The sequence below is a fragment of the Micromonospora rubida genome (assembly GCF_009908295.1).
Taxonomy (GTDB): Bacteria; Actinomycetota; Actinomycetes; order Mycobacteriales; family Micromonosporaceae; genus Micromonospora; species Micromonospora rubida.
Map to the genome: position 1 here is coordinate 1089771 of NZ_JAAALO010000002.1, position 20052 is coordinate 1109822.

16 protein-coding genes and 1 pseudogene are annotated in these 20052 nt (G+C 73.6%); 5 read left to right on the plus strand and 12 right to left on the minus strand.

All coding sequences use genetic code 11. The features are described from left to right. Positions 1-11: 11 nt before the first annotated feature. The 3 genes from GVV04_RS09525 to GVV04_RS09535 form a co-directional block, all read right to left on the minus strand. A complete protein-coding gene (locus tag GVV04_RS09525; protein ID WP_161686595.1) occupies positions 12-1055 on the minus strand; it encodes a hypothetical protein in 1044 nt (347 codons plus the stop codon). Then, positions 1055-1993: a transporter substrate-binding domain-containing protein gene (locus GVV04_RS09530; protein ID WP_161686597.1), complete on the minus strand. Its 939-nt coding sequence runs from the start codon at positions 1991-1993 to the stop codon at positions 1055-1057. The genes GVV04_RS09525 and GVV04_RS09530 overlap by 1 nt, the downstream gene beginning before the upstream one ends. Positions 1994-2123: 130 nt before the next feature. Then, on the minus strand, positions 2124-3935 hold the full coding sequence (locus GVV04_RS09535; RefSeq protein WP_161686599.1) for an alpha/beta hydrolase: 1812 nt from the start codon (positions 3933-3935) through the stop codon (positions 2124-2126). A 174-nt stretch (positions 3936-4109) separates the two neighbouring features. On the opposite strand from GVV04_RS09535, the gene GVV04_RS09540 reads away from it, so the two are divergent. Next, complete coding sequence (locus tag GVV04_RS09540; protein WP_161686601.1) at positions 4110-4463, plus strand: hypothetical protein; 354 nt, start codon at positions 4110-4112, stop codon at positions 4461-4463. On the opposite strand, the gene GVV04_RS09545 is transcribed toward GVV04_RS09540, so the two are convergent. From GVV04_RS09545 to GVV04_RS09575, 7 genes are all read right to left on the minus strand, one after another. Beyond that, entirely contained in the window at positions 4450-6015 is a 1566-nt protein-coding gene (locus GVV04_RS09545) for a serine/threonine-protein kinase (protein WP_161686603.1), read from the minus strand. The two genes, GVV04_RS09540 and GVV04_RS09545, sit on opposite strands and share 14 nt — an antisense overlap. A gap of 29 nt (positions 6016-6044) precedes the next feature. Continuing rightward, on the minus strand, positions 6045-6524 hold the full coding sequence (locus tag GVV04_RS09550; RefSeq protein ID WP_161686605.1) for a hypothetical protein: 480 nt from the start codon (positions 6522-6524) through the stop codon (positions 6045-6047). Positions 6525-6692: 168 nt separating this feature from the next. Then, positions 6693-10280, minus strand: a complete 3588-nt coding sequence (locus tag GVV04_RS09555; protein WP_161686607.1) for an adenylate/guanylate cyclase domain-containing protein — start codon at positions 10278-10280, stop codon at positions 6693-6695. Further along, positions 10277-11089: an MBL fold metallo-hydrolase gene (locus GVV04_RS09560; protein ID WP_161686609.1), complete on the minus strand. Its 813-nt coding sequence runs from the start codon at positions 11087-11089 to the stop codon at positions 10277-10279. The genes GVV04_RS09555 and GVV04_RS09560 overlap by 4 nt, the downstream gene beginning before the upstream one ends. 120 nt (positions 11090-11209) lie before the next feature. Further along, the gene (locus GVV04_RS09565; protein ID WP_161686611.1) at positions 11210-11671 is read right to left on the minus strand and encodes a RidA family protein; all 462 of its coding nucleotides are present in this window, start codon (positions 11669-11671) and stop codon (positions 11210-11212) included. A gap of 5 nt (positions 11672-11676) precedes the next feature. Continuing rightward, positions 11677-11832, minus strand: a complete 156-nt coding sequence (locus GVV04_RS09570; RefSeq protein ID WP_013736319.1) for a DUF4177 domain-containing protein — start codon at positions 11830-11832, stop codon at positions 11677-11679. Positions 11833-11874: 42 nt separating this feature from the next. Beyond that, complete coding sequence (locus GVV04_RS09575) at positions 11875-12360, minus strand: hypothetical protein (RefSeq protein ID WP_161686613.1); 486 nt, start codon at positions 12358-12360, stop codon at positions 11875-11877. Between the two features lie 755 nt (positions 12361-13115). On the opposite strand from GVV04_RS09575, the pseudogene GVV04_RS09580 reads away from it, so the two are divergent. The 3 genes and pseudogenes from GVV04_RS09580 to GVV04_RS09590 form a co-directional block, all read left to right on the plus strand. Further along, a pseudogene (locus tag GVV04_RS09580) lies at positions 13116-13700 on the plus strand (Rv0361 family membrane protein); the annotation flags it as partial. Positions 13701-13777: 77 nt separating this feature from the next. Then, positions 13778-14755 (plus strand): ArsA-related P-loop ATPase, encoded by a 978-nt coding sequence (locus GVV04_RS09585; RefSeq protein WP_161686615.1) that lies wholly within the window; start codon positions 13778-13780, stop codon positions 14753-14755. A 53-nt stretch (positions 14756-14808) separates the two neighbouring features. Next, positions 14809-15960: an ArsA family ATPase gene (locus GVV04_RS09590; protein ID WP_201753027.1), complete on the plus strand. Its 1152-nt coding sequence runs from the start codon at positions 14809-14811 to the stop codon at positions 15958-15960. Positions 15961-15966: 6 nt separating this feature from the next. Here GVV04_RS09590 and GVV04_RS09595 read toward each other — a convergent pair whose 3' ends face one another. Continuing rightward, the gene (locus GVV04_RS09595) at positions 15967-16284 is read right to left on the minus strand and encodes a WhiB family transcriptional regulator (RefSeq protein WP_161686619.1); all 318 of its coding nucleotides are present in this window, start codon (positions 16282-16284) and stop codon (positions 15967-15969) included. A 397-nt stretch (positions 16285-16681) separates the two neighbouring features. Between GVV04_RS09595 and GVV04_RS09600 the strand changes: the two genes are divergently transcribed. After that, positions 16682-19117 (plus strand): penicillin-binding protein, encoded by a 2436-nt coding sequence (locus tag GVV04_RS09600; RefSeq protein ID WP_161686621.1) that lies wholly within the window; start codon positions 16682-16684, stop codon positions 19115-19117. A gap of 159 nt (positions 19118-19276) precedes the next feature. Here GVV04_RS09600 and GVV04_RS09605 read toward each other — a convergent pair whose 3' ends face one another. After that, a complete protein-coding gene (locus GVV04_RS09605) occupies positions 19277-19999 on the minus strand; it encodes a SanA/YdcF family protein (RefSeq protein WP_235965741.1) in 723 nt (240 codons plus the stop codon). Positions 20000-20052: the final 53 nt, after the last annotated feature.

Here is a 20052-nt window from a genome sequence, read left to right on the forward strand (position 1 = left end):
CGAAGGAGAAGTCAGCCCATCGCGCGGCAGGCGGCGTCGATGCGGTGCAGCGGGCGGACCCGGCGTCCCAGCCCCTCCAGCAGCGAGTCCTCGACGTGGAAGTCGTGCACGCGTAGCCGGTGCCGGGGCAGTTCCTCCTCGCTCGGGCAGAGCACCTGCGCCTTCACCTGGTCGATCGGCACGTACCGCACGCCGCCCTGTTCCTGGAGCAGCACCATGTTCACGTCGTCGACGACGACCACGTGGCCGCGTACGTCCTCCGTCGCGCCGGACCCGGCCTGCACGGTGGTGACGGTCAGCGGCAGCACCGGCGTGCTGATCACCGGCAGCGCCGCCCACACCAGCATGACCAGCACGGCGGCCTCGGTAGCCGAGGCCAGCGGCCGGATCACCGCCCCGGGCAGTGGCCCGGCGATGCCGAGCGCGAGCACCGGCGGGACGACGAACAGCGCCAGGACGAGCAGTTCCCGCTGCTGCCAGGCGTCCAGCAGGGCCGGCGTCAGGAGAACCAGGTACCCGCCGAGCAGGGCCGAGACGATCAGCACCCGGGCCACGGGCAGGTCGTGCAGCCGGTCCGGGCGGAGCTGGAACGCGGCGGCGAACGCGGGCAGCAGCAGCGGCAGGTAGAGCAGCGGCCAGGTGATCAGGGCGAGCAGGTAGCTGGCCACCACGAACCAGGCCGGGGTGATGTCCGCCCAGCGGGCGAAGAGCGGGCGGCGGTACCCGGGCAGCCGGTCGACGCTCACCCCGAGGACCGCGCCGAGGGCGAACACCGCGACCAGGCCGGTGGAGAGCAGCCGGGCCGCCGTGGTGAGGAAGCCGGCGAGCAGGTTGACCGGCCCGACGTTGGCGACCAGCAGCAGGGTGGTCTGGAGTTCCCCGCCGGCCTCCACGCCGAGCCGGAGCACCGAGAAGACGGCGGGCACGGCCACCACTGCCGTCCAGAACGACTGGCTGGCCCGGGCCCGGCGCTCGTCCAGGTGCCGCGCCTCGCCGAGTCGGGGCGTCTGCGTTCCGGCGTCCGCGTCCGCGCCGGTGACGGGCGGGGCGGTCACTACCGGGGCGCTTTGTCGTCGAAGTCCACCAGCTCCGGCACCTTCAGCGGCGGGGGCTGGACCTTGGGCGCCCGCAGCCACGGCCCGAGGGTCTGGTGGTACGCGGTCAGCCAGGGACTGCTCAGCCCCTTGCGCCCCTGCTGATAGCTCTTGTCGAGGAAGAACGCGACGAGGTCGCGCAGCGCCGGGTCGCTGATCGGCACCCCGACGCCGATCTGCTCGCTGGTGCCGAAGGGCATGTCGATGATCGTGAAGTCCTTCGGGTGCTTGGAGAGGAAGCCGGCGAGGATCGTCTCGTCCGAGCTGACCGCGTCGTAGCGCCCCGCGAGGATGCCCTCGACGCAGTCGCCGACCTCCTTGACCACGAACACCCTGATCTGGTGCCTCCCCAGCTCGGCCTCGGTGGTCGAGCCGCCGCTGGTGCAGACCTTGTAGCGGGGGTCGCGCAGGTCCTCGATGGTATGGATCTTGTCCTTGAGCCGGGTCGGGACCATCGCCTCCTGGGTGGTCACCAGGTACGGCCCGGCGAAGCTGACCAGCTTCTCGCGCTCCTCGGTCATCGAGAAGGTGGCGACCACCAGGTCGACCGCCCCGCCCTGGAGGGCGGGAATGCGGTCCTCCGTAGCCACCGGCACCCACTCGATTCGCTTGTCGCCCTCGTAGCCGAGCTGGGCGGCGATGTACCGGGCGATCTCGACGTCGAACCCGCTGTAGGTGCCGCCGTGCAGCTCGCCCATCAGCGGGCCGGTGGTGGAGACGCCGATCTTCAGCGTCGGCTGGCCGTAGATGTGCGTCTTGCTCAGCGTCTCCTTCACGGACGGGATCTGCGGCTCCTGCCGGCTGTCGCAACCGGCGGCAGCGGCCAGGGTCAGGGTCAGCGCGACCGCCAGGGTGGTGGCGACGGAGCGGACCCGGGACCGGGTGAGGAACACTTTCATCGGCGACCTCGCTGACCGGCGCATCTGCGGGACACCGAGGGTAGCCGCTCACGTCCATCCGCGTGGTCATCCACCCGGCCAGGGCCGGGGGTACGGCCGCGCCCGATCGCCGCCGTACCCCCGGATGTCCTCAGCGGACGGTCAGCGAGCCGACCGCCGGCAGTGGGGCGACCACCGGCGGCAGCCGCTTCGGCTCGCCGCGCGCCGGTGCGGCCCGGCGGGCCAGGTCGCCCTTGGACGCCGGGGCCCGCTCGGCCGCCGCTGCCTCGGGCAGTTCCACGAACGGCTGGATGTCACCGACGCAGACCTTGCCCTTGGCCGGCAGGGTCCCCCTGATCAGGTACGCGTCGATCGCGCCGGTCGCGCACGCCGAGGTGCCGTACGCGGTGTGCCCCCAGCTGTCGCTGCTGAGCAGGCGGCTGTTCGGCAGCAGCGCCGCCGAGCCGACCGCGCCCTGGTAGTTGGTCGCCGGGTCCCAGTAGTTGCCGACCACCAGCACCGGGGCGCTGGTCCGCCTGGTGAACGGGCCGGGGTAGGCGTCCTCGTCGCGCACGGTCCAGGTGTTGCGGGCGCACGGCGCGGTGCCCCAGGCCCAGAGCCGGCCGAAGTACGGGGCCCGCTCGTCCTCCCTGGCCGCCAGCGCCGGCCAGGCACCGGCGTCCTTCGGGTGGTACGCGTCGGTGCAGTCCACCCCGAGAAACGTCTCCAGGCCGTTGTTGTACGGGAAGTCGTACCCGCGGCGCATCTGCTGCCCGGCGGTGGCGGCACGCTGGGCGATCGCCGTCCGGGCCTCGGCGCGGCGGGCGGCCGTGGCGGCGGCCGGGTCGGTGAGGACCAGCAGGTCCGCGGTGATCGCGACGATGTCCTCGTAGCCGGACGGGCTGTAGAGGGCGCTCAGCGCGGCCCCGACGAAGTCGGCGTAGCCGACGGTGAACGTCTCCCCGGTGTCCGGGTCGTCGATCACCACCGGCTTCTTGCGCAGCCGCTTCGCCGCCAGCTCGAACGAGGCGACCGGGTCGCCGGCCGCGAGCGGGCAGGTCGCCGTCCCGGCCCTGTCGCAGCGCACCAGGATCTCGCGCAGCGCCGCGTACGCGCCGTCGGCGCTGCGCAGCCGGGTCTCCTGGAGCTGGTTGCGCGCCTTGCCCTGCCCGACCCAGGCGTTCGGGTTGAGCACGCCGTCGACGACCAGGGCGCGGACCCGGTCGGGGAACATGTTGGCGTAGTACTGACCCAGCGCGGTGCCGTAGCTGAAGCCGAGGTAGGTCAGCTTCGGGTCGCCGACCGCCCGCCGCAGCACGTCCATGTCCCGGGCCACCTCGGCCGTGGACATCGCCCCGGTCAGCGGCCTCCCGGTGGTGGAGCAGCCCCTGCCGACCGCCTTCGACGCGGCCACGTACGCCTTCTCCTCGGCCTTCGTCCACGGGAAGGCCACGTTCAGCCCGGCGTACGCCTTGGTCTGCTCCTTGACCGACGGGAAGCACCGGACGTTCTGGCTGGCCGCGACGCCGCGCGGGTCGACGCCGACGATGTCGAACCGGTCCAGCAGGTCGTCGCCGAGGAAGTACGGCGCGGCGAGCGCGATGTCCGTCCCGGAGCCGCCGGGGCCACCCGGGTTGACGAAGAGGCTGCCGATCCGGCGCTGCTGGTCGCGGGCCTTGACCCGCAGCACCGCCACCTCGGTGGTGGCGCCGGTCGGGGCGTCGTAGTCGCGCGGCAGGTCGACGGTGGCGCACTCGGCGTGGCCGTAGCAGGCGTACCAGTCGAGCTTCGGGGTGGGCACGCGGTCGACCCGACGGGCCTCGACCGGATCGGTCCGGTCCGACGTGACCGGACGCCCCCAGCCGGTGGTCTGCGGTGCCGCCGAGGCGGGCGCGAGCGCCGTTCCGGCGAGGACGACGCCGGCGAGTCCTGCTGCGGCCAGTGACCGGGATCTCCGTGGCATGCGGTTGCCTTCCGGTGGGGAACAGGACGCGTCGAGCAAACCTCGACCTGCGTCACTCTAGGGACCCGAGCCCGGAACTACCGCCCACGAAAGGCCCAGGAAAGGGTCATTTCCCCGACTGATGTACGGATCATTCGTGGTTGACACACGCGCCGGCTCCGCCATCCTTGACGGGTGACCCGATTTCCTCGGCCCGACGCGCTCGCCGGGGCGGTCGCCGCGTCGGTCGCGGCGCTCGCCCTGCTGGTGACGCTGGCGTGGTGGCGTCCGCGCAGCATCCTGGCGGTGGTGCTCGCCCTGCTCTGTGTCCTGCTGGTGATGGTCGCCGGGGTGTTGGTGACCGAGGCGCGGCAGCGCCGCGAGGAGGCCCTGAAGCGCACGGGCGACGGGCCGGCGGAGTGGCCGACGCCGGGGATCGCCGGCCTGGGCGGCGTCGACGCGGACACGCTGGAGGCCCTGGACAGCCGGAGCGCGCTCCGGGCGGTCCAGGAGCGCCGCCGGCACCCGGGCGGGGTCAGCGACCGGTGAGGGTCGGCTCGTCGAGCCCGTCGACGCCGCGCCCGGCCAGGCAGCGGTACGTGCGGTCGGCGCCCGCCGCCTCCGGCGGCAGCACCTCCAGGTGCCAGCCGCTGGTGTACTCGATGCCGCTGGCCAGCCGGAACGTCACCGGGTTGCAGACCCGTTTCACGGCCGGGTCGGCGCTGACCTGGGCGTGTCCCGCGTCGGCCAGGGTGGCGGGCAGTTCGCCGGCGGCGTAGGTCTCCCAGGTGTGCCGGCCGTCGCAGGGCAGCCGGGGGGCCTCGGCCCGGGTGCCGCGCACCCGCACCGGCCCGAAGCACTCCACCTCGGCGACGCACCGCGCGCCCGTCGGCAGCTCGACGGCCCTCGGCGAACCCGGCACGCAGCCCGGCAGCACGCCCCACGGCCCGATCGCCGACGTGGCGGCCGCGCTGGCGACCGGCGTGGGCATCGGGGCGGCCCGGGTGCCGCCGGCCACCCAGGCACCGGCGCTGGCCGACGCGGCCAGCGCGAGCGCCCCGGCCCCGCCGAGGAACCAGCGTCGCCGCCAGCGCCGGCCGGATGTCGCCGGCACGGTGGGGTGGTCGTCGTCGACCGGGGGACGCGGGGCGGGTCGACCCGGCTGGCCGGTCCCGTACAGGCCGCCGGAGGTGGACGGGCTGCCGGTGGTCGTGCCGGTCGTCGGGCCGGACGGGCCGCCGGACACGGGTGCCCCGCTGACCGGCGCGCTGACCGGGTCCAGCGGCAGGGCGGCGAGCAGGCCACGCAGCTCCACCGCGGACGGGCGGGCGCCCGGGTCGTTCGCCATGCCCGCCCGGAGCACGTCGAGCAGTTCCTCCGGCGCACCGGGCAGCCCGGGGATCGGCTGGTGGAACATCTCCAGCACGGTGACCAGGCTGGGGTTGCGCTCGGACTGCCAGCGGGGCGGGCGGCCGTGCATCACGGCGTAGAGGGTGGCACAGAGGGCGTACACGTCGACCGCGGGCGACGGCGGGCTGTGGTTGAACATCTCCGGCGGCGCGTACGCGGGGGTGAGCACCTCCAGGGTGACCGACGCGTCACGCACCTCGGCCAGCACGGCGAGCCCGAAGTCGGCCAGCACCGCCGGGTTGAAGTGGGAGTGCAGGATGTTCGCGGGCTTGACGTCGCGGTGCAGCACCCCGTTGGCGTGCGAGTGGGCCAGCGCGTCGGCGATCTTCACACCGAGGTCGCGGGTCTCCGCCGGGCCCAGCGGCGAGGTGCGCATCCGCTCGGCGTACGACCCGTCGCACAGCTCCATGATCAGGTAGGGGTGCCGGTCGACGGTGACCCCGACGTCGAACAGGTCCACCACGTGCGGGTGCGACGACATCCTCCCGGCCGCCCGCGCCTCGCGCAGGAACCGGGCCTGGTCCCGGTCGTTGTCGAGGGTGCGGTTCTCCACCTTGACCGCGACCTCGCGCCCGACGGAGATCTGGGTGGCCCGGTACACGGTGGCATAGCCACCCCGGGCAAATGCCTCTAAATCGGTCAGACCGGGCACGATTGGTAGCCGCAGGGCGCCGGACGGGGTGTCGGTCACTGCTCGAAAGTACCCAATGGCCCGGCCGCTCAGCGGTCCGCGCCAGCGGGCGGGACGACAGCGTCCACAGCGCCCGACCGGTCATCGTGCGTGGCCGCCGGTGTCGCGGCCGGCCGGCGGGCGTCCCAGCGCAGGGCCACGGCGGTGGCCACCGCGCCCAGTCCCTCCCAGAGCGCCACCGTGAAGAACCGGCCCGGCGCGATGTCAGCCAGCACCGCGATGGTGAACACGGTGAAGGTGACCAGCCGGAAGAAGACCGTGAACCGGTAGAAGGGCCGCCACTCGGTGGCGGTGGCCAGCAGGTAGTAGACCCCCATGTTGAACGACGCCATGGAGGACGCCGTCAGGAAGGTGCCCGTGTAGTCACCGGCGGCCCGGCTCTGCGGCACCTCGAAGCCGAGCATCCGTAGCTGGGCCTCCGGCCAGAGCAGCCCGAGCGCGCCCATCAGCAGCGCCAGGACGCCGAAGACCGCGATCGTCCAGCCGGCACTGGAGCGTGGCAGCCTCATCACGTCCTCCCCAGGGCCCGACACGGTCGCCACAGTGGACCGCCATTCGGAAATGACACCGTAACCGGTGTCACCCGCCGTCGCATCGGCGGAACCGGCAGACTAACCGACCCGCGCGCCGGCCGCCGTTCGGGACGCGACACCGAACGCACCCGACCGGCGCCTCGCTCACCCCCGCAGGCGCACCAGCAGCGCGTTCGTGGCTAGCCGCTCGCTGCGCTGCTCCGTCGCGTACGCCAGCCGGACGGCCTCCTCGGCGCAGGCCAGCGCCTCGACGGGCCGGCCGCAGGCGGCCAGCGCCTCGGCCAGCACGCTCGCCGCGACCACCTGACTGCGCACGTCCTCCGCCGGGACGACGACCGCCCGGTGGGCCCAGTCCAGGGCCTGTTCGTGCTGGCCGTGGGCGAGCAGGGCGGAAGCGTACCGGGCCATGGTCTGACGACGGGAGAACAGCAGCGACGGCGCGTTCGCGGAGGCGGTGGCCACCGGGGCGAGCAGCCCCACTGCGGTGGCGGAGTCGCCGGCGGCCAGCCGGGCGGTGGCCAGCAGCACCCGGGGGCCCACCTGGGCGGGCGCCTGCGGGTTGTGCGGCTCGACGGCGGTCAGCACCGCGCGCGCCAAGCGCTCGGCGGTGTCGCAGTCGCCCATGTCCAACGCCACGAAGCCGCGCAGCGTGCCGGCCATCCCGGTGAGCAGCGGGTGCGAGGTTCGTTCGGCGTACGACATCGCGTCGCCGAGCAGGTCCGCGGCGTGCTCCGGCTCGCCCAGCCCTCGGGCGACCACCCCACGCGCCACCAGGGCGAAGCCCTGCCCCCAGTCGTCGGAGACCTCGGCGAAGTCCCGGTACGCCCGGCGGGCCGCCCGGTCGGCCTCGGCGATCTCGCCCAGCTCCGCGCCGGCGAACGCCTCGACCGCGCGCAGCGTGCCGACCGCCCACGCCTCACCGACCCGCTCGCCGAACGGGAGGAAGACCCGCGCGAGCCGACACGCCTCCCCCAGCCGGCCGGCGAGCAGCCGGGCGAACGCCGTGGTGCCGCGCAGCCAGGCCCGCCCGTACGGGTCCTTCAGCTCGGCGAAGAGCCGGGCGGCCCGGCCGAGCACCGCATCGGTGCCGGCGAAGTCGCCCCGGGTGGTGGTCACCCAGGCCAGGTTCTGCAACGACCACGCCTGCCCCCGCCGGTCCTGCGCGGTCAGGCTGACCTGGTACGACCCCGCGAGCCGACTGCTCGCCTGCCCCAGCCGCCCGGCCACGAAGTCGGCCATGCCGAGCCGGCGCATCGCCGAGGCGCGCAGGGCCGGCAGCTCGCCGGCCGTGGCCACCTGCAACGCCTCCTGCCAGCAGGCCACCGCCCGGGCCTGGTCGCCCAGGGTCTGGTGGGCCTGGCCGGCGAGCAGCAGGGCGCTGGTCCGGGCGCCGGCGTCGTCCCCGGCGTTGGCGGCGATCTTCTCCGCGTAGGCGAGCGCGTCGGCCGCCCGGCCGACCTGGAGCAGGGCTCGGGCGTGCGCCACCCGGTCGGCCGCCGGCACCCCGTCCCGGGCCATCTCGGCGGCGCGCTCGGCGTACTCGACGGCGGCGGACGGCTCCCCGGCCTGCAACGAGCGGCGGGCGGCCCGGCCCAGCGCGGCCACCCCGAGCGTGGCGACGGCGCGCGCCGACGCGTCCGGGCGCAGCTTCACCGCGTCGGCGAGCGCGGCGGCCCGCTCCACGTGCTCGGCGACGAACGCGTCCCGGGCGGCGTCGGTGAACCCGCCCGGGGCGGCCGGCCCGCCGGGCCCGCCCGGCACCGCCCAGCGGGCCAGCGCGGCGTGCCGCTCGGCCAGCTCGGCCTTGCTCACCCCGGAGTACGCGGCCTCCCGCATCAGCGGCGTGGCGAAGGCGAACCCGGTGCGGGTCCGGTGCAGCATCCGGCGTTGCAGCAGCTCCTCGACGGCCCGGTCGAGTTCCAGGGCGACCACGGCGGCCGGCCGGCCCGCCCGCCCGCCGCGCTGCTCGCGCAGCGCCTCCAGGGCGCCCGCCGGCACGGTGTCGCCGACCACGGCGGCGTCCCGCAGCACCGACCGGGCGTCCGGCGGCAGCGCGTCGATCCGGGCGGCGAGCACGGCGGCCAGGTCCCGGGAGAGCAGCCGGCTGCCGAGCGAGCCGGGCGCGAGCCGCCAGCCGGCGTTGGCGGGGGCGGACCGGTCGGCCACGGCGGTCAGCGCGCCCCGCTCCATCAGCAGGGTGACCAGCTCGGCGAGGTAGAACGGGTTGCCCTGGGCCGTGATGAGCAGCCGGTCGGCGTCGGGCTGCGGCAGCTTCCCGCCGCCGAGGTAGCTGGTGAGCAGCCGGGCCGCGTCGGCGCCGCGCAGCGGGGGCAGCGCATGCACCTCGGCGTCCGCCACCCGGGTCAGCGCCCCGGCGGTGCGCACCAGCTCGGGGCGGCCGAGCAGGAGCACCAGCACCGGGCCGGTGATCCGGGACAGGGTCAGCCCGAGCGCCCGGATGGTCTCGGCGGTGGCGTCGTGCAGGTCGTCGACGATCACCACCAGGGGCGCCTCGGCGGCCAGGGCGCTGAGCAGGTCCGCCACCGCGTTCGGCACGGCCTCCGCGTCGGCGTGCGGTTGGGCGGAACCCCACTCGGCCTGGTCGGTCGGGCTCCCGGCGGGCAGATCGACGTACCCGAGCAGGGCCAGGAGCTGGTCGACGGCGACCGGGGCGACGTCGTCGCGGAGCCGGCCGAGGCGGTGACCGAGCCGGCGCAGCCGCTCCTCCACGGCCGGCCGGGTCAGCGCGGTGGCCGGGTCGTTGGGCAGGCCGACGGCGGCCCGGACCAGGTCGGCCAGGGGTGCCAGCCGGCGGCGCTCGCCGAACGCGGCGCAGCGCACCGAGAGCACCCGGGCGCCGGTGTGCGCGGCGTACCGGCCCGCGCCGACGTCGTAGCCGGCGGCGAGGCGTTCCACCTCGGCGGAGAAGCGGGACTTGCCGATTCCCGCCTCGGCGGTCATCAGCAGCACCCGGGGCTCGCCCCGGTCGATCACCTCGGCGAGCCGGCCGGCCACCCGGCCGACCTCGGTCTCCCGGCCGACGAACGGCGCCTCGTCGCCGAGGCCGGACCGGGTGCCCGGCGCGTCGAGCAGGCCGAGCAGCTCGTACGCCTCGACCGGCTCGCGCTTGCCCTTGAGCCGCAGCGGGCGCAGCGTCCGCCAGGACGCCACATGCCGGGTCGCGGCGGAGGTGCGGGCACCCGCGTAGACCGCGCCCACGGCCGCGGCATCGGCCAGCCGGGCGGCGGTGTTCACCGTGTCGCCGATGACCGTGTACTCGATCGCCGCCTGGATGCCGGCGATCACGCCGCCGGTGTTCAGCCCGACCCGCAGGCCGAGCGGCGCACCGCCGCCCCGCTCGTCGTCGAGCACCCGGCGCACCGCCCGCTGCATGGACAACGCGGCGCGGACGGCCCGTTCGGCGTCGTCCTCGTGGGCGACCGGTGCGCCGAAGACTGCCATGATCCCGTCGCCGGTCAGCTTGTCGACGTGCCCGCCGAAGGTCTTCACCGCCCCGGCGAGGGCGGCGAGCACCCGGTCGGTGACCGCGCCGACCCGCTCCGGGTCGAGGTCCTCCGACCAGGAGGTGAAGTCGGACAGGTCGCCGAAGAGCACGGTGACCACCCGCCGCTCGGCGGTCGGCAGGGCGGCGGCGGCCGGCAGGGCGACCCCGCAGTTGTGGCAGAACCGCGCCCCCGGTACGGCCAGGGTGCCGCAGACCGGGCAGGTCACGGCCGCTCCGCCCCGTCCGGGGTGACCCCCAGGTACTCCAGCTGGGCCCGGACCGACCACTCGGCCGCCCACCACAGCGAGCGGTCCACGTCGGCGTACACCCGTGCCACCACCTCGGGCGCGGTGCTGACGCCCTCGTCGACCGCCTGCCGGACCTGGTCGAGCCGGGCGCGGCGGTGGGCGAGGTAGAACTCGGCCGCGACCCCGCAGTCGGCCAGCGCCGGGCCGTGCCCCGGCAGCACCGGCACCCCCCGGTACGTCGACAGCAGCTCCAGGCTGGCCAGGTAGTCCCCGAGGTGCCCGTCCGGGTGGGCGACCACGGTGGTGCCCCGGCCCAGGATGGTGTCGCCGGTGAGCACCACCCGCTCGCCGTCGTGCTCCACGAGGAAGCAGATCGAGTCGGCGGTGTGGCCCGGCGCGGGGAGCGGCCGGATGACCAGGCCCGCCTGGCCGAGGTCGCCGCCCGGGTCGAGCGGCGGCCCACCGTGGCTGTGCGCCGGGTCGACGGCCCGCACGGGCACGCCGCCGAGCAGCTCGCGCAGCCGGGGCGAGCCCTCGGTGTGGTCGGGGTGGCCGTGGGTGATCAGCACGGTGGCGACCGGGCCGTGCGCCGCGATCGCGCTCAGGTGCCCGTCGTCAGCCGGCCCGGGATCCACCACGACGGCGGGCTCACCGGGCCCGGCCCGCAGCACCCAGGTATTGGTGCCGTCGAGCGTCATCGGCCCCGGATTCGGCGCGCGCAGCAGCGTCACCCACCCGGGCAGCTCGCCCGCCAGCGCCCCCACGGCCGCCGTGATGTGCCCCGTCATGTCAGCGATCGTACGACCCCGCCCGCCGCTCCCCACGATCTTGCACCTACGGCCCGGGATTTGTGCCTGTTCACGGCTTTGGCCGGGGCCCCGAGTGCATGATCGCGGGGAGGGACAGGGTCAGGCGACCTCGACGATCAGCTCCACCTCGACGGGGGCGTCGAGGGGTAGCTCGGCGACGCCCACTGCGGAGCGGGCGTGCCGGCCGGCCTCGCCGAAGACCGCGCCGAACAGGTCGGACGCGCCGTTGATCACGCCCGGCTGGCCGGTGAAGCCCGGGGCACTCGCCACGAACCCGGCCACCTTGACGATCTTGACTACGTTCTCCAGACCGACCAGCGCGTCGACGGCGGCGAGGGCGTTCAGGGCGCACCGCTGCGCCAGGTCCTTGGCCTGCTCGGCGGAGACCCCGGCGCCCACCTTTCCGGTGGCCAGCAGCTTGCCCTGCGCCATGGGGAGCTGCCCCGAGACGTAGACGTGCTGCCCGGACTGGACGGCCGGCACGTAGCTGGCCACCGGGGGCACCACCTCGGGCAGCTCCAGCCCGAGCTCGGCGAGCTTGGCGTGTGGTCCGTTGCCCATGCCGCTCACGCCTTCGGGCGCTTGAGGTACGCGACGAGCTGCTCCGGGTTGGGGCCGGGGACCACGGACACGAGTTCCCAACCGTCCTCACCCCAGTTGTCGAGGATCTGCTTGGTCGCGTGGACCAGCAGCGGCACGGTCGCGTATTCCCACTTCTGCATCGGCGCAGGGCTCCTTACAAGGCGGTGACGTTTCCGCCCAGCCTACGATCCGGCGCCGCCGGGCGGCGCGGGACGCTGCTCCGGGGCGATCGGCGGCTCGCCGCAGGGCCCCTCGTGGTCGTACCGCTGGGGGCAGCGGGACCGGTCGGGCAGCAGGAGGTCGCAGAAGACCCGGTGCCGGTTGTTCTGGTCGTCGGCGGTGGACACGGTGGTCTCGCCGGCGTCCAGCTCGGGCAGGAAGCCCAGCGAGATCGCCACCTTGCCGGCCAGCGCGGCCGCCGACGCCAGGTCGGCCACCCGGATCGGCAGGTGGATGACGTACCCGGTCTCCTCCTCGTCCCGGGAACGCTCGGCCGGGAGGCTCAGGGTCCGCAGCATCTCACCCGGATCGGTGAGCCGACGGTAGGACCGCTCGTTGAACGGCAGGCCCGTGACCGGCCCCTCCTCGCCCGCAGGGCCGGTCCCGCTCCGCCGGGCGCTGCCGCAGGACGGGAACTGGGCTCGGGAGATGTTCTCGGTGTCGCGCATGTACTGCCTCCGGGCCTCGCACCTGATCAAGTCGTAACCATTTGGCTCGGACCATCCGCCGATCCGTCCCCCGCGCCGGCACGAACGTAGGACCGATTCCCGACAGGAACAACGAGACGCGCATACCCGACGACCTCTAGTCACATATGCGACAGATCGGGGGTCCGGTACCGGACGGCGGGGATCGGCACTCCATGATCGACGCATCGCCCCATCGACCCGTCGGATCGGGGACCCACCCGTCGGGCCGTTCACCGCTACCCTTCCGTCGGACGGACGTGCACGGCCCGTCCACCTTCGTTCGACCAGCCCTCGCGTCCGCGCGACGACGACGGGCCGCACCCCGGGGGATCGACATGACCCAACCGCCCGACGGCGGCGCCACCGGCACGCCCAGCGGTCCGCCCTCCGGCGACCGCGCCCCCGACCCGCCCAGCCAGGCCCCACCTGACCAGGCCCCGCCCGGCCAGGCCCCACCTGACCAAGCCCCACCCGGCCAAGCCCCACCTGACCAAGCCCCACCTGACCAAGCCCCACCCGGCCAAGCCCCACCTGACCAAGCCCCACCCGGCCAGTTCGCGCCCGGCCAGTTCGCGCCCGGTACCGCAGCCGGCCCGTTCGGCGGCCCACCCCAGGTCGGCGGCCCACCCCAGGTCGGGGGCCCACCCCAGGTCGGGGGCCCACCCCAGGTCGGGGGCCCACCCCACTTCGGCGGTCCGGCCCAGGTCGGGGGCCCACCCCACTTCGGCGGTCCACCCCAGTTCGGCGGTCCGCCCCAGGCCGGCGGTCCGGCTCAGTTCGCCGCGCCCGGCGGTCCGGGTAGCCCCGCGTCGGGCGCGACCCCGCCGCCCCCACCGGGCTACCTGCCGTACCCCGCCCCCGCCCCGGCAGCACCGAAGAAGCGGCGCGGCGTGCTGATCGTCTCGATCGTGGCCGCCCTGGCGCTGCTGCTGTGCGGCGGCGGGGGAACCGCCGCGTTCCTCACCCTGCGCAACGTCGAGAGCGGCGAGGGCGCGAAGGAGCCGGCCGAGGCGGTGGACGCCTTCCTCACCGCCGTCTACCGCGAGCGGGACGCGAAGAAGGCCGCCAGCCACGTCTGCGCCGCGTCACGGGACGACAAGAAGATCGCCGCGAAGGTGGCGGAGGTGCGCGGGTACGTCGAGCAGCACAAGAGCCCCCGGTTCTCCTGGCCCCGCCCGAAGGTGGACAACCAGACCGGCGACCGGGCCACGGTCAGCACCAAGGTGACCATGACCACGTCCGACGAGAAGGTCGCCGACCAGGAGCTCCGCTTCACGGTCGTACGGAAGACCGGCTGGCGGGTCTGCGAGATCGCCTGACCGCTCGGCGGCGGCCGGGCCCGGAGCACCGGGCCCGGCCGCCGTCACCCGGGCCGCCGGGTGGATAGGCTCGACGGGTGCGAGCAGCTGAAGGGCGGGCCGACCCGACCGGTGCCGAGTGGCCGGCGCGCCTCCATGTGGTGACCGGCAAGGGCGGCACCGGCAAGACCAGCGTGGCGGCGGCGCTGGCCATGGCGCTGGCCACCGAGGGCCGGCGCACCCTGCTGGTGGAGGTCGAGGGGCGGCAGGGCATCGCCCAGCTCTTCGGCATCGACCCGCTGCCGTACGCCGAGCGGCGCCTGACCGACGCCCCCGGCGGCGGCGAGGTGTGGGCCCTGACGGTGGACGCCGAAGAGGCCCTGCTGGAGTACCTCGACATGTTCTACAAGCTCGGCGCCGCAGGCCGGGCGCTACGCAAGTTCGGCGCGATCGACTTCGCCACCACCATCGCCCCCGGCCTGCGCGACGTGCTGCTGACCGGCAAGGTCAAGGAGGCCACCACCCGCACCGCCGGCCAGCGCCGGGCGTACGACGCGGTGGTGCTGGACGCGCCGCCGACCGGGCGGATCGGCCGGTTCCTCAACGTGACGGCGGAGACGGCCCGGCTGGCCAAGGTGGGCCCGATCAAGACCCAGAGCGAGGGGGTCGCCGCGCTGCTGCGCTCCCCGATGACCGCCGTGCACGTGGTGACGCTCCTGGAGGAGATGCCGGTCCAGGAGACCGTCGACGCGATCGCCGAGCTGACCCAGCTCGGCTTCCCGGTGGGCCGGGTGGTCGTCAACGCGGCCCGGCCGCCGCGACCCGCGGGCCGGGCGGTGAGCGCGGCGGAGCTGAAGCGCGGGCTGGTCGCCGCCGGGCTGACGGCCGACCGGAACACCGTCGCCGGGCTCGCCGCCGAGGCACGCGACCAGCTGATCCGCCGGGAGTTGGAGGACTCGCTCCGCGCCGAACTGGTCGAGCTGGGGCTCCCCCTGACCGAGCTGCCGTTGCTGCCCGACGGGGTCGATCGGGCGGGCCTCGAGACGCTGGCCCGGGCGCTCGTCCGGGCGGAGTGACGCACACTGCAGCCAGCACGGCACAGAGATTCCCCGAAGCCCGATACGCTCGATTGGTGCCTTCCGAAGACGCGGCGCCGCAGCTGGACGTCGACCAGATCCTCGCCGACCCCGGCGTGCGGATCGTGGTGTGCTGCGGGGCGGGCGGGGTGGGCAAGACGACCACCGCCGCCGCGCTCGCGCTGCGGGCCGCCGAGCAGCACGGACGGCGTACGGTGGTGCTCACCATCGACCCGGCCCGCCGGCTGGCCCAGTCGCTCGGCCTGACCGAGCTGGACAACACGCCCCGCCAGGTCAAGAACATCGACGTCGAGGTCAGCGGTGGCGAGCTGCACGCCATGATGCTCGACATGAAGCGGACCTTCGACGACGTGGTGCTCCAGCACACCGACCCGGCGAAGGCGGCGGACATCTTCGCCAACCCCTTCTACCAGGCCATGAGCTCCACCTTCGCCGGCACGCAGGAGTACATGGCGATGGAGAAGCTCGGCCAGCTGCACGCCCGGGGCGAGTGGGACCTGATCGTGGTGGACACCCCGCCGTCCCGCTCGGCGCTGGACTTCCTGGACGCGCCGGCCCGGCTGTCCCGCTTCCTCGACGGGCGGATGCTGCGGCTGCTGCTGGCACCGGCGCGCAGCGGTGGCCGGAGCATGTTCAGCCTCGTCACCGCGAGCTTCGGCATGTTCTCGAAGGTGGTGCAGAAGGTGCTCGGCGCCCAACTGCTCACCGACCTGTCCGGCTTCGTGGCCGCGCTGGACTCGATGTTCGGCGGCTTCCGGCAGCGGGCCGAGCAGACGTACCGGATCCTGCAGGCACGGGAGACGGCGTTCCTGCTGGTCGCGACCCCGGAGCCGGACGCGGTCCGGGAGGCTGCGTACTTCGCCGGGCGGCTGGGCGAGGAGCGGATGCCGCTGGCCGGGCTGGTGCTCAACCGGGTGCACCGGCCGGCGGTCGACTCCCTGGACGCGGCGACCAGCCTGGCCGCCGCCGACCGGCTGGCCGAGGCCGGCGGGCACTCCGGGACCGTCGACGCGCTGCGGGCCCATGCCGCGCTGGCCCAGCGGGCGCACCGCGAGAAGCAGGTGGCGGCCCGGTTCGGCGAGGCGTTCCCGCAGGTGCCGGCGGTGTCGGTGCCGGCGCAGCCCGCCGACGTCCACGACATCGACGGGCTGCGGACGATCGGCGCGGCGATCAGCCGGCCGTGACCGGCGTCAACCGGTCGTGACCAGGACCTTGTCCTTGCCGGGCTTGTCCTTGGCGTTCTTCTTCATGGCCGCCTCGAACATCTTCCGCCAGCTCGCGACCTGGGGGTGCCGGCGCAGCAGGGCCCGGCGTTCCCGCTCGGTCATGCCACCCCACACCCCGAACTCGATCCGGTTGTCGAGCGCGTCGGCCAGGCACTCGTACCGAACTGGGCAGCTCCGGCAGATCCGCTTCGCCACGTTCTGTTCAGCGCCCTGTACGAACAGCGCGTCCGGGTCCCCGTTCTGACACGCCGCCAGCGACGGCCAGTCCGTGATCATGCCCATGTGTACACGTCCCCCCTTGCAGTACCTACCGACGTCGCGCGACCAGCCGTCGAACCCCTGCCGTCCGCCCGGCCCCCCCCGGGCGGCGCGGACGACACGTGGCCCGGTCACCGCCATCATCATGCTCCGTAGTCAACTGATTACGCAACGTTGTCGGCAAAAACCATCATTACGGACACTCCCGGCTTCCCGGGCCTTCGGCCCCCGTCTACCCGGCCGGAGTACGTGAAAACGCCGCGTCGCTCCTCCGATCGGTGAAGACTCGTCGCCGGATCCCCGCAACCTCGCACCAGGGCTCGTGCGTTTAGCACAACGAGGTCGGCGCGCGCAGGAAATGGGAGAAAGACGCCCCAGCGCCCCTCATTCCCTACTCGCGTACTCTGTCGAGGTGACCTGGATGCGGAAACGTGACCACAATGTGCTGACCAACGCCGCATCGCTACTCATCTGTGGCCTGCTGGCCGGAGTGGTGGTCGCGGCGGCGGCCTTCCCCGCAGTAGCGATGTCCGGGCTGGCCGCCAAGGCCGGCGCGGAGACCTTCGGAGCCCTGCCCACGGAGCTGACGGGGGGCCGGGGCCCACAGATCAGCTACCTGCTCGCCTCCGACGCCAAGACGCCGCTGGCGACCATGTACGACGAGAACCGGCGCGACGTGAAACTCGCCGACATCTCGCCGTACATGCAAAAGGCGATCATCGCCGCCGAGGACCACGACTTCTACAAGCACAACGGCGTCGACCTCAACGGCATCGCCCGCGCGTTCGTCAACAACCAGTCCGGCGCCAACTCCCAGCAGGGCGCGTCGACCCTGACGATGCAGTACGTCCGGCTGGCCATCGCGTACTCGGCCACCCACCCGGCCGACGTGATCGCCGCGACCGAGGACACCAGCGCCCGCAAGCTGCGCGAGATGCGGCTGGCCCTCCAGGTCGACAAGGAGTTCTCCAAGGACGAGATCCTCACCCGCTACCTGAACCTCGCCGCCTTCGGCAACGGCGCGTACGGGGTCTACGCCGCCAGCCAGGTCTACTTCAACAAGCCGCCGAGCAAGCTCAAGATCGAAGAGGCCGCCATGCTGGCCGGCATGGTGAAGGCTCCGACCACCAACGACCCGACCACCAAGGCCGGGTACCCGCTGGCCCTCGCCCGGCGCGACTACATCATCGGGAACATGGTCGACATCGGCGCCATCACCAAGGAGGAGGGCGAGGCCGCCAAGGCCACCAAGATGGTGGTCAAGGACAAGAAGACCCCGAACGGCTGCGTCGCCACCACCAAGAAGGATTGGGGCTTCTTCTGCGACTACTTCTACCGCTGGTGGATGCAGCAGGAGACGTTCGGCTCGACCTCGTACGACCGGGAGCGACGGCTCAAGAGCGGCGGCTACACCATCGTCACCAGCCTCGACGTGCAGGCGCAGACCGGCGCCGACAAGGCGGTCCGCAAGGGCCTCGGGGTCAACAGCAAGGCGGCCCGGATGGTCTCGGTGATCGAGCCGGGCACCGGGCGGGTCCGGGCGCTCGCGACGAACCGGAACTTCAAGATCGACGACCCGAAGAAGCCGCAGAACAAACTCAACAGCGACCCGGCGAAGGCCAAGAAGAAGATCCGGGGCAACTACCCCAACACGGTGAACCCGCTGCTCACCGGCGGCGGCGACATCAGCGGGTATCAGGCCGGCTCGACGTTCAAGATCTTCACGATCGTGGCCGCGCTGGAGAAGGGCATCCCGCTCAGCTACACGATCAACTCGCCGAAGCAGTTCAAGTCGGAATACATCATCGACAGCAGCAGCAATGCGGCCTGCCCGGGCACGCACTTCTACTGCCCCACCAACTCGGTGGAGTCGATGGCCGGCGTGCACAACATGTGGAGCGCGTTCGGCCGATCGGTGAACACGTTCTTCGTCCCGCTCCAGCAGCAGGTCGGCTCGGAAAACGTGATCAAGGCGGCGCAGAAGCTGGGCATCCAGTTCCGTTCGCCCGAGGACGCCAAGTTCGCCGGCAACAAGGAGGCGGCGCACCAGTGGGGCGCGTTCACCCTGGGCGTCTCGGCCACCACGCCGCTGGACCTGTCCAACGCGTACGCGACCCTGGCGGCCGACGGCAAGTACTGCGAACCGATCCCGGTGCAGGAGATCAAGGGCCCGGACGACAAGAAGCTGGACATCGCCAACCCGCGCTGTGAGCAGCGGATCAGCACCGAGGTCGCCCGGGCCGCCGTGGACGCGGCCCGCTGCCCGGTCGGGGACCGGTCGTCGACCTCCAAGTGCGCCGGCGCGACCGCGCCGAACGTGCGTGGCATCGTCGGCAAGCCGGTGGCCGGCAAGTCCGGCACCACCGACTCGGAGAAGACCTCCTCCCTGGTCGCGATGACCAAGCAGTACGCGGTCGCCGGCATCCAGGCCGACCCGGACTGGCCGCAGACCAACCAGAAGATGGGTCACGACGTCTCGCACGGCATCAACCCCCCGGTGTACGAGACGCTGCGCGACGCCATGAAGGGCAAGAAGGGCATCGAGTTCACCCCGCCCAGCGGCAAGATCCTTGAGGGTGACCAGCGCTCGATCCCCGACGTGAAGTGTCAGGACCTCGAGACCGCGAAGAACCGGCTCAAGGGCGCCGGCTTCGACGTGGTGGTCTCCTCCTCCCGGGTGCCGTCGAGCTGCGCGGCCGGCAAGGCCGCCGGCACCAGCCCGAACGGCCGCACCATCAAGGGCGGAGTGGTGACCATCGAGGTCAGCAGCGGCAGCAACAAACCGGTCAACCCGCCGAACAACGACGGCACCGGCAACGGGCCCGGCCAGGGCGGCCGCCCGGGTCGCCCCGGCTGACCCCCCGGCCCTGGGCCACGATGCGACGGGCGGGCATCCCTTCGGGGGTGCCCGCCCGTTCCCGTTCCGTCACTGACCATGAATTGGATCAGCGCAACCGGGACAGCGCACAGCGGCAGCGCGACCACGACAGTCCCGGCCAGTGCGACCCGGACGGGCTCAGCTGCCCCGTAGCGCGTCCTGGACGGCGGGGTCTGCCGGCGAGCTGACCGCCGGCGGCCTGCGCCGCGCAGCGTCCCACGCCGCCTTCCCGCTGGCGAAGTAGTCGCGAATCGCCTTCTCGGCGAGCAGAGTCGCAGCGCAGCCGGCACAGCGGGCGGCCACCCCGTCGACGTCGAGGCCGAGGCGTCGGCACAGCGTCACTGCCCGCGACAGGTGGTACGACTGCGTCACGATCAGGGCCCGAGTGACCCCGTACACCTCACGGGCCCGGGCGCAGCTGTCGTACGTGTCCAGGCCGAACGGGTCAGCCACCACGCGCCGCGGATCGACGCCGAGCCCCGTCAGGTACGACGTCATCACGGTCGGCTCGTCGCCGGACACGCCGCCGCCGTCCCCGGACACGAGGATCACCCGGGCGCGCCCGCCTTGCACGAGCGCCGCAGCGGTTTCCAGTCGGCCGGCGAGCCGGTCCCCCGGCTGGCGGCGGTCCCCCGCCACCTCAGTGCCCAGGACGATGACGACGCCCGCAGCCGGCGCGTCTGACTCGGCGTACACGTGGCCGTGTGCGGCGATCTGCGTCCACGCCCACGGGGCACTGACGAGAAGCAGCGCGACGCCGCCTGCGACGGCAAGGCGTGCCAGGCGTCGACGCAGCCGGGCTCGCGGGTGCGCCCGGTCGGCCATCCCGCCCGGGGTCGACGTTCGGCGAAAGACCCTCATGCCCACCCCGTTCGGTCCCCCTTGGCTCAGGCAAGCCTCCGGGGCCCGCCCGG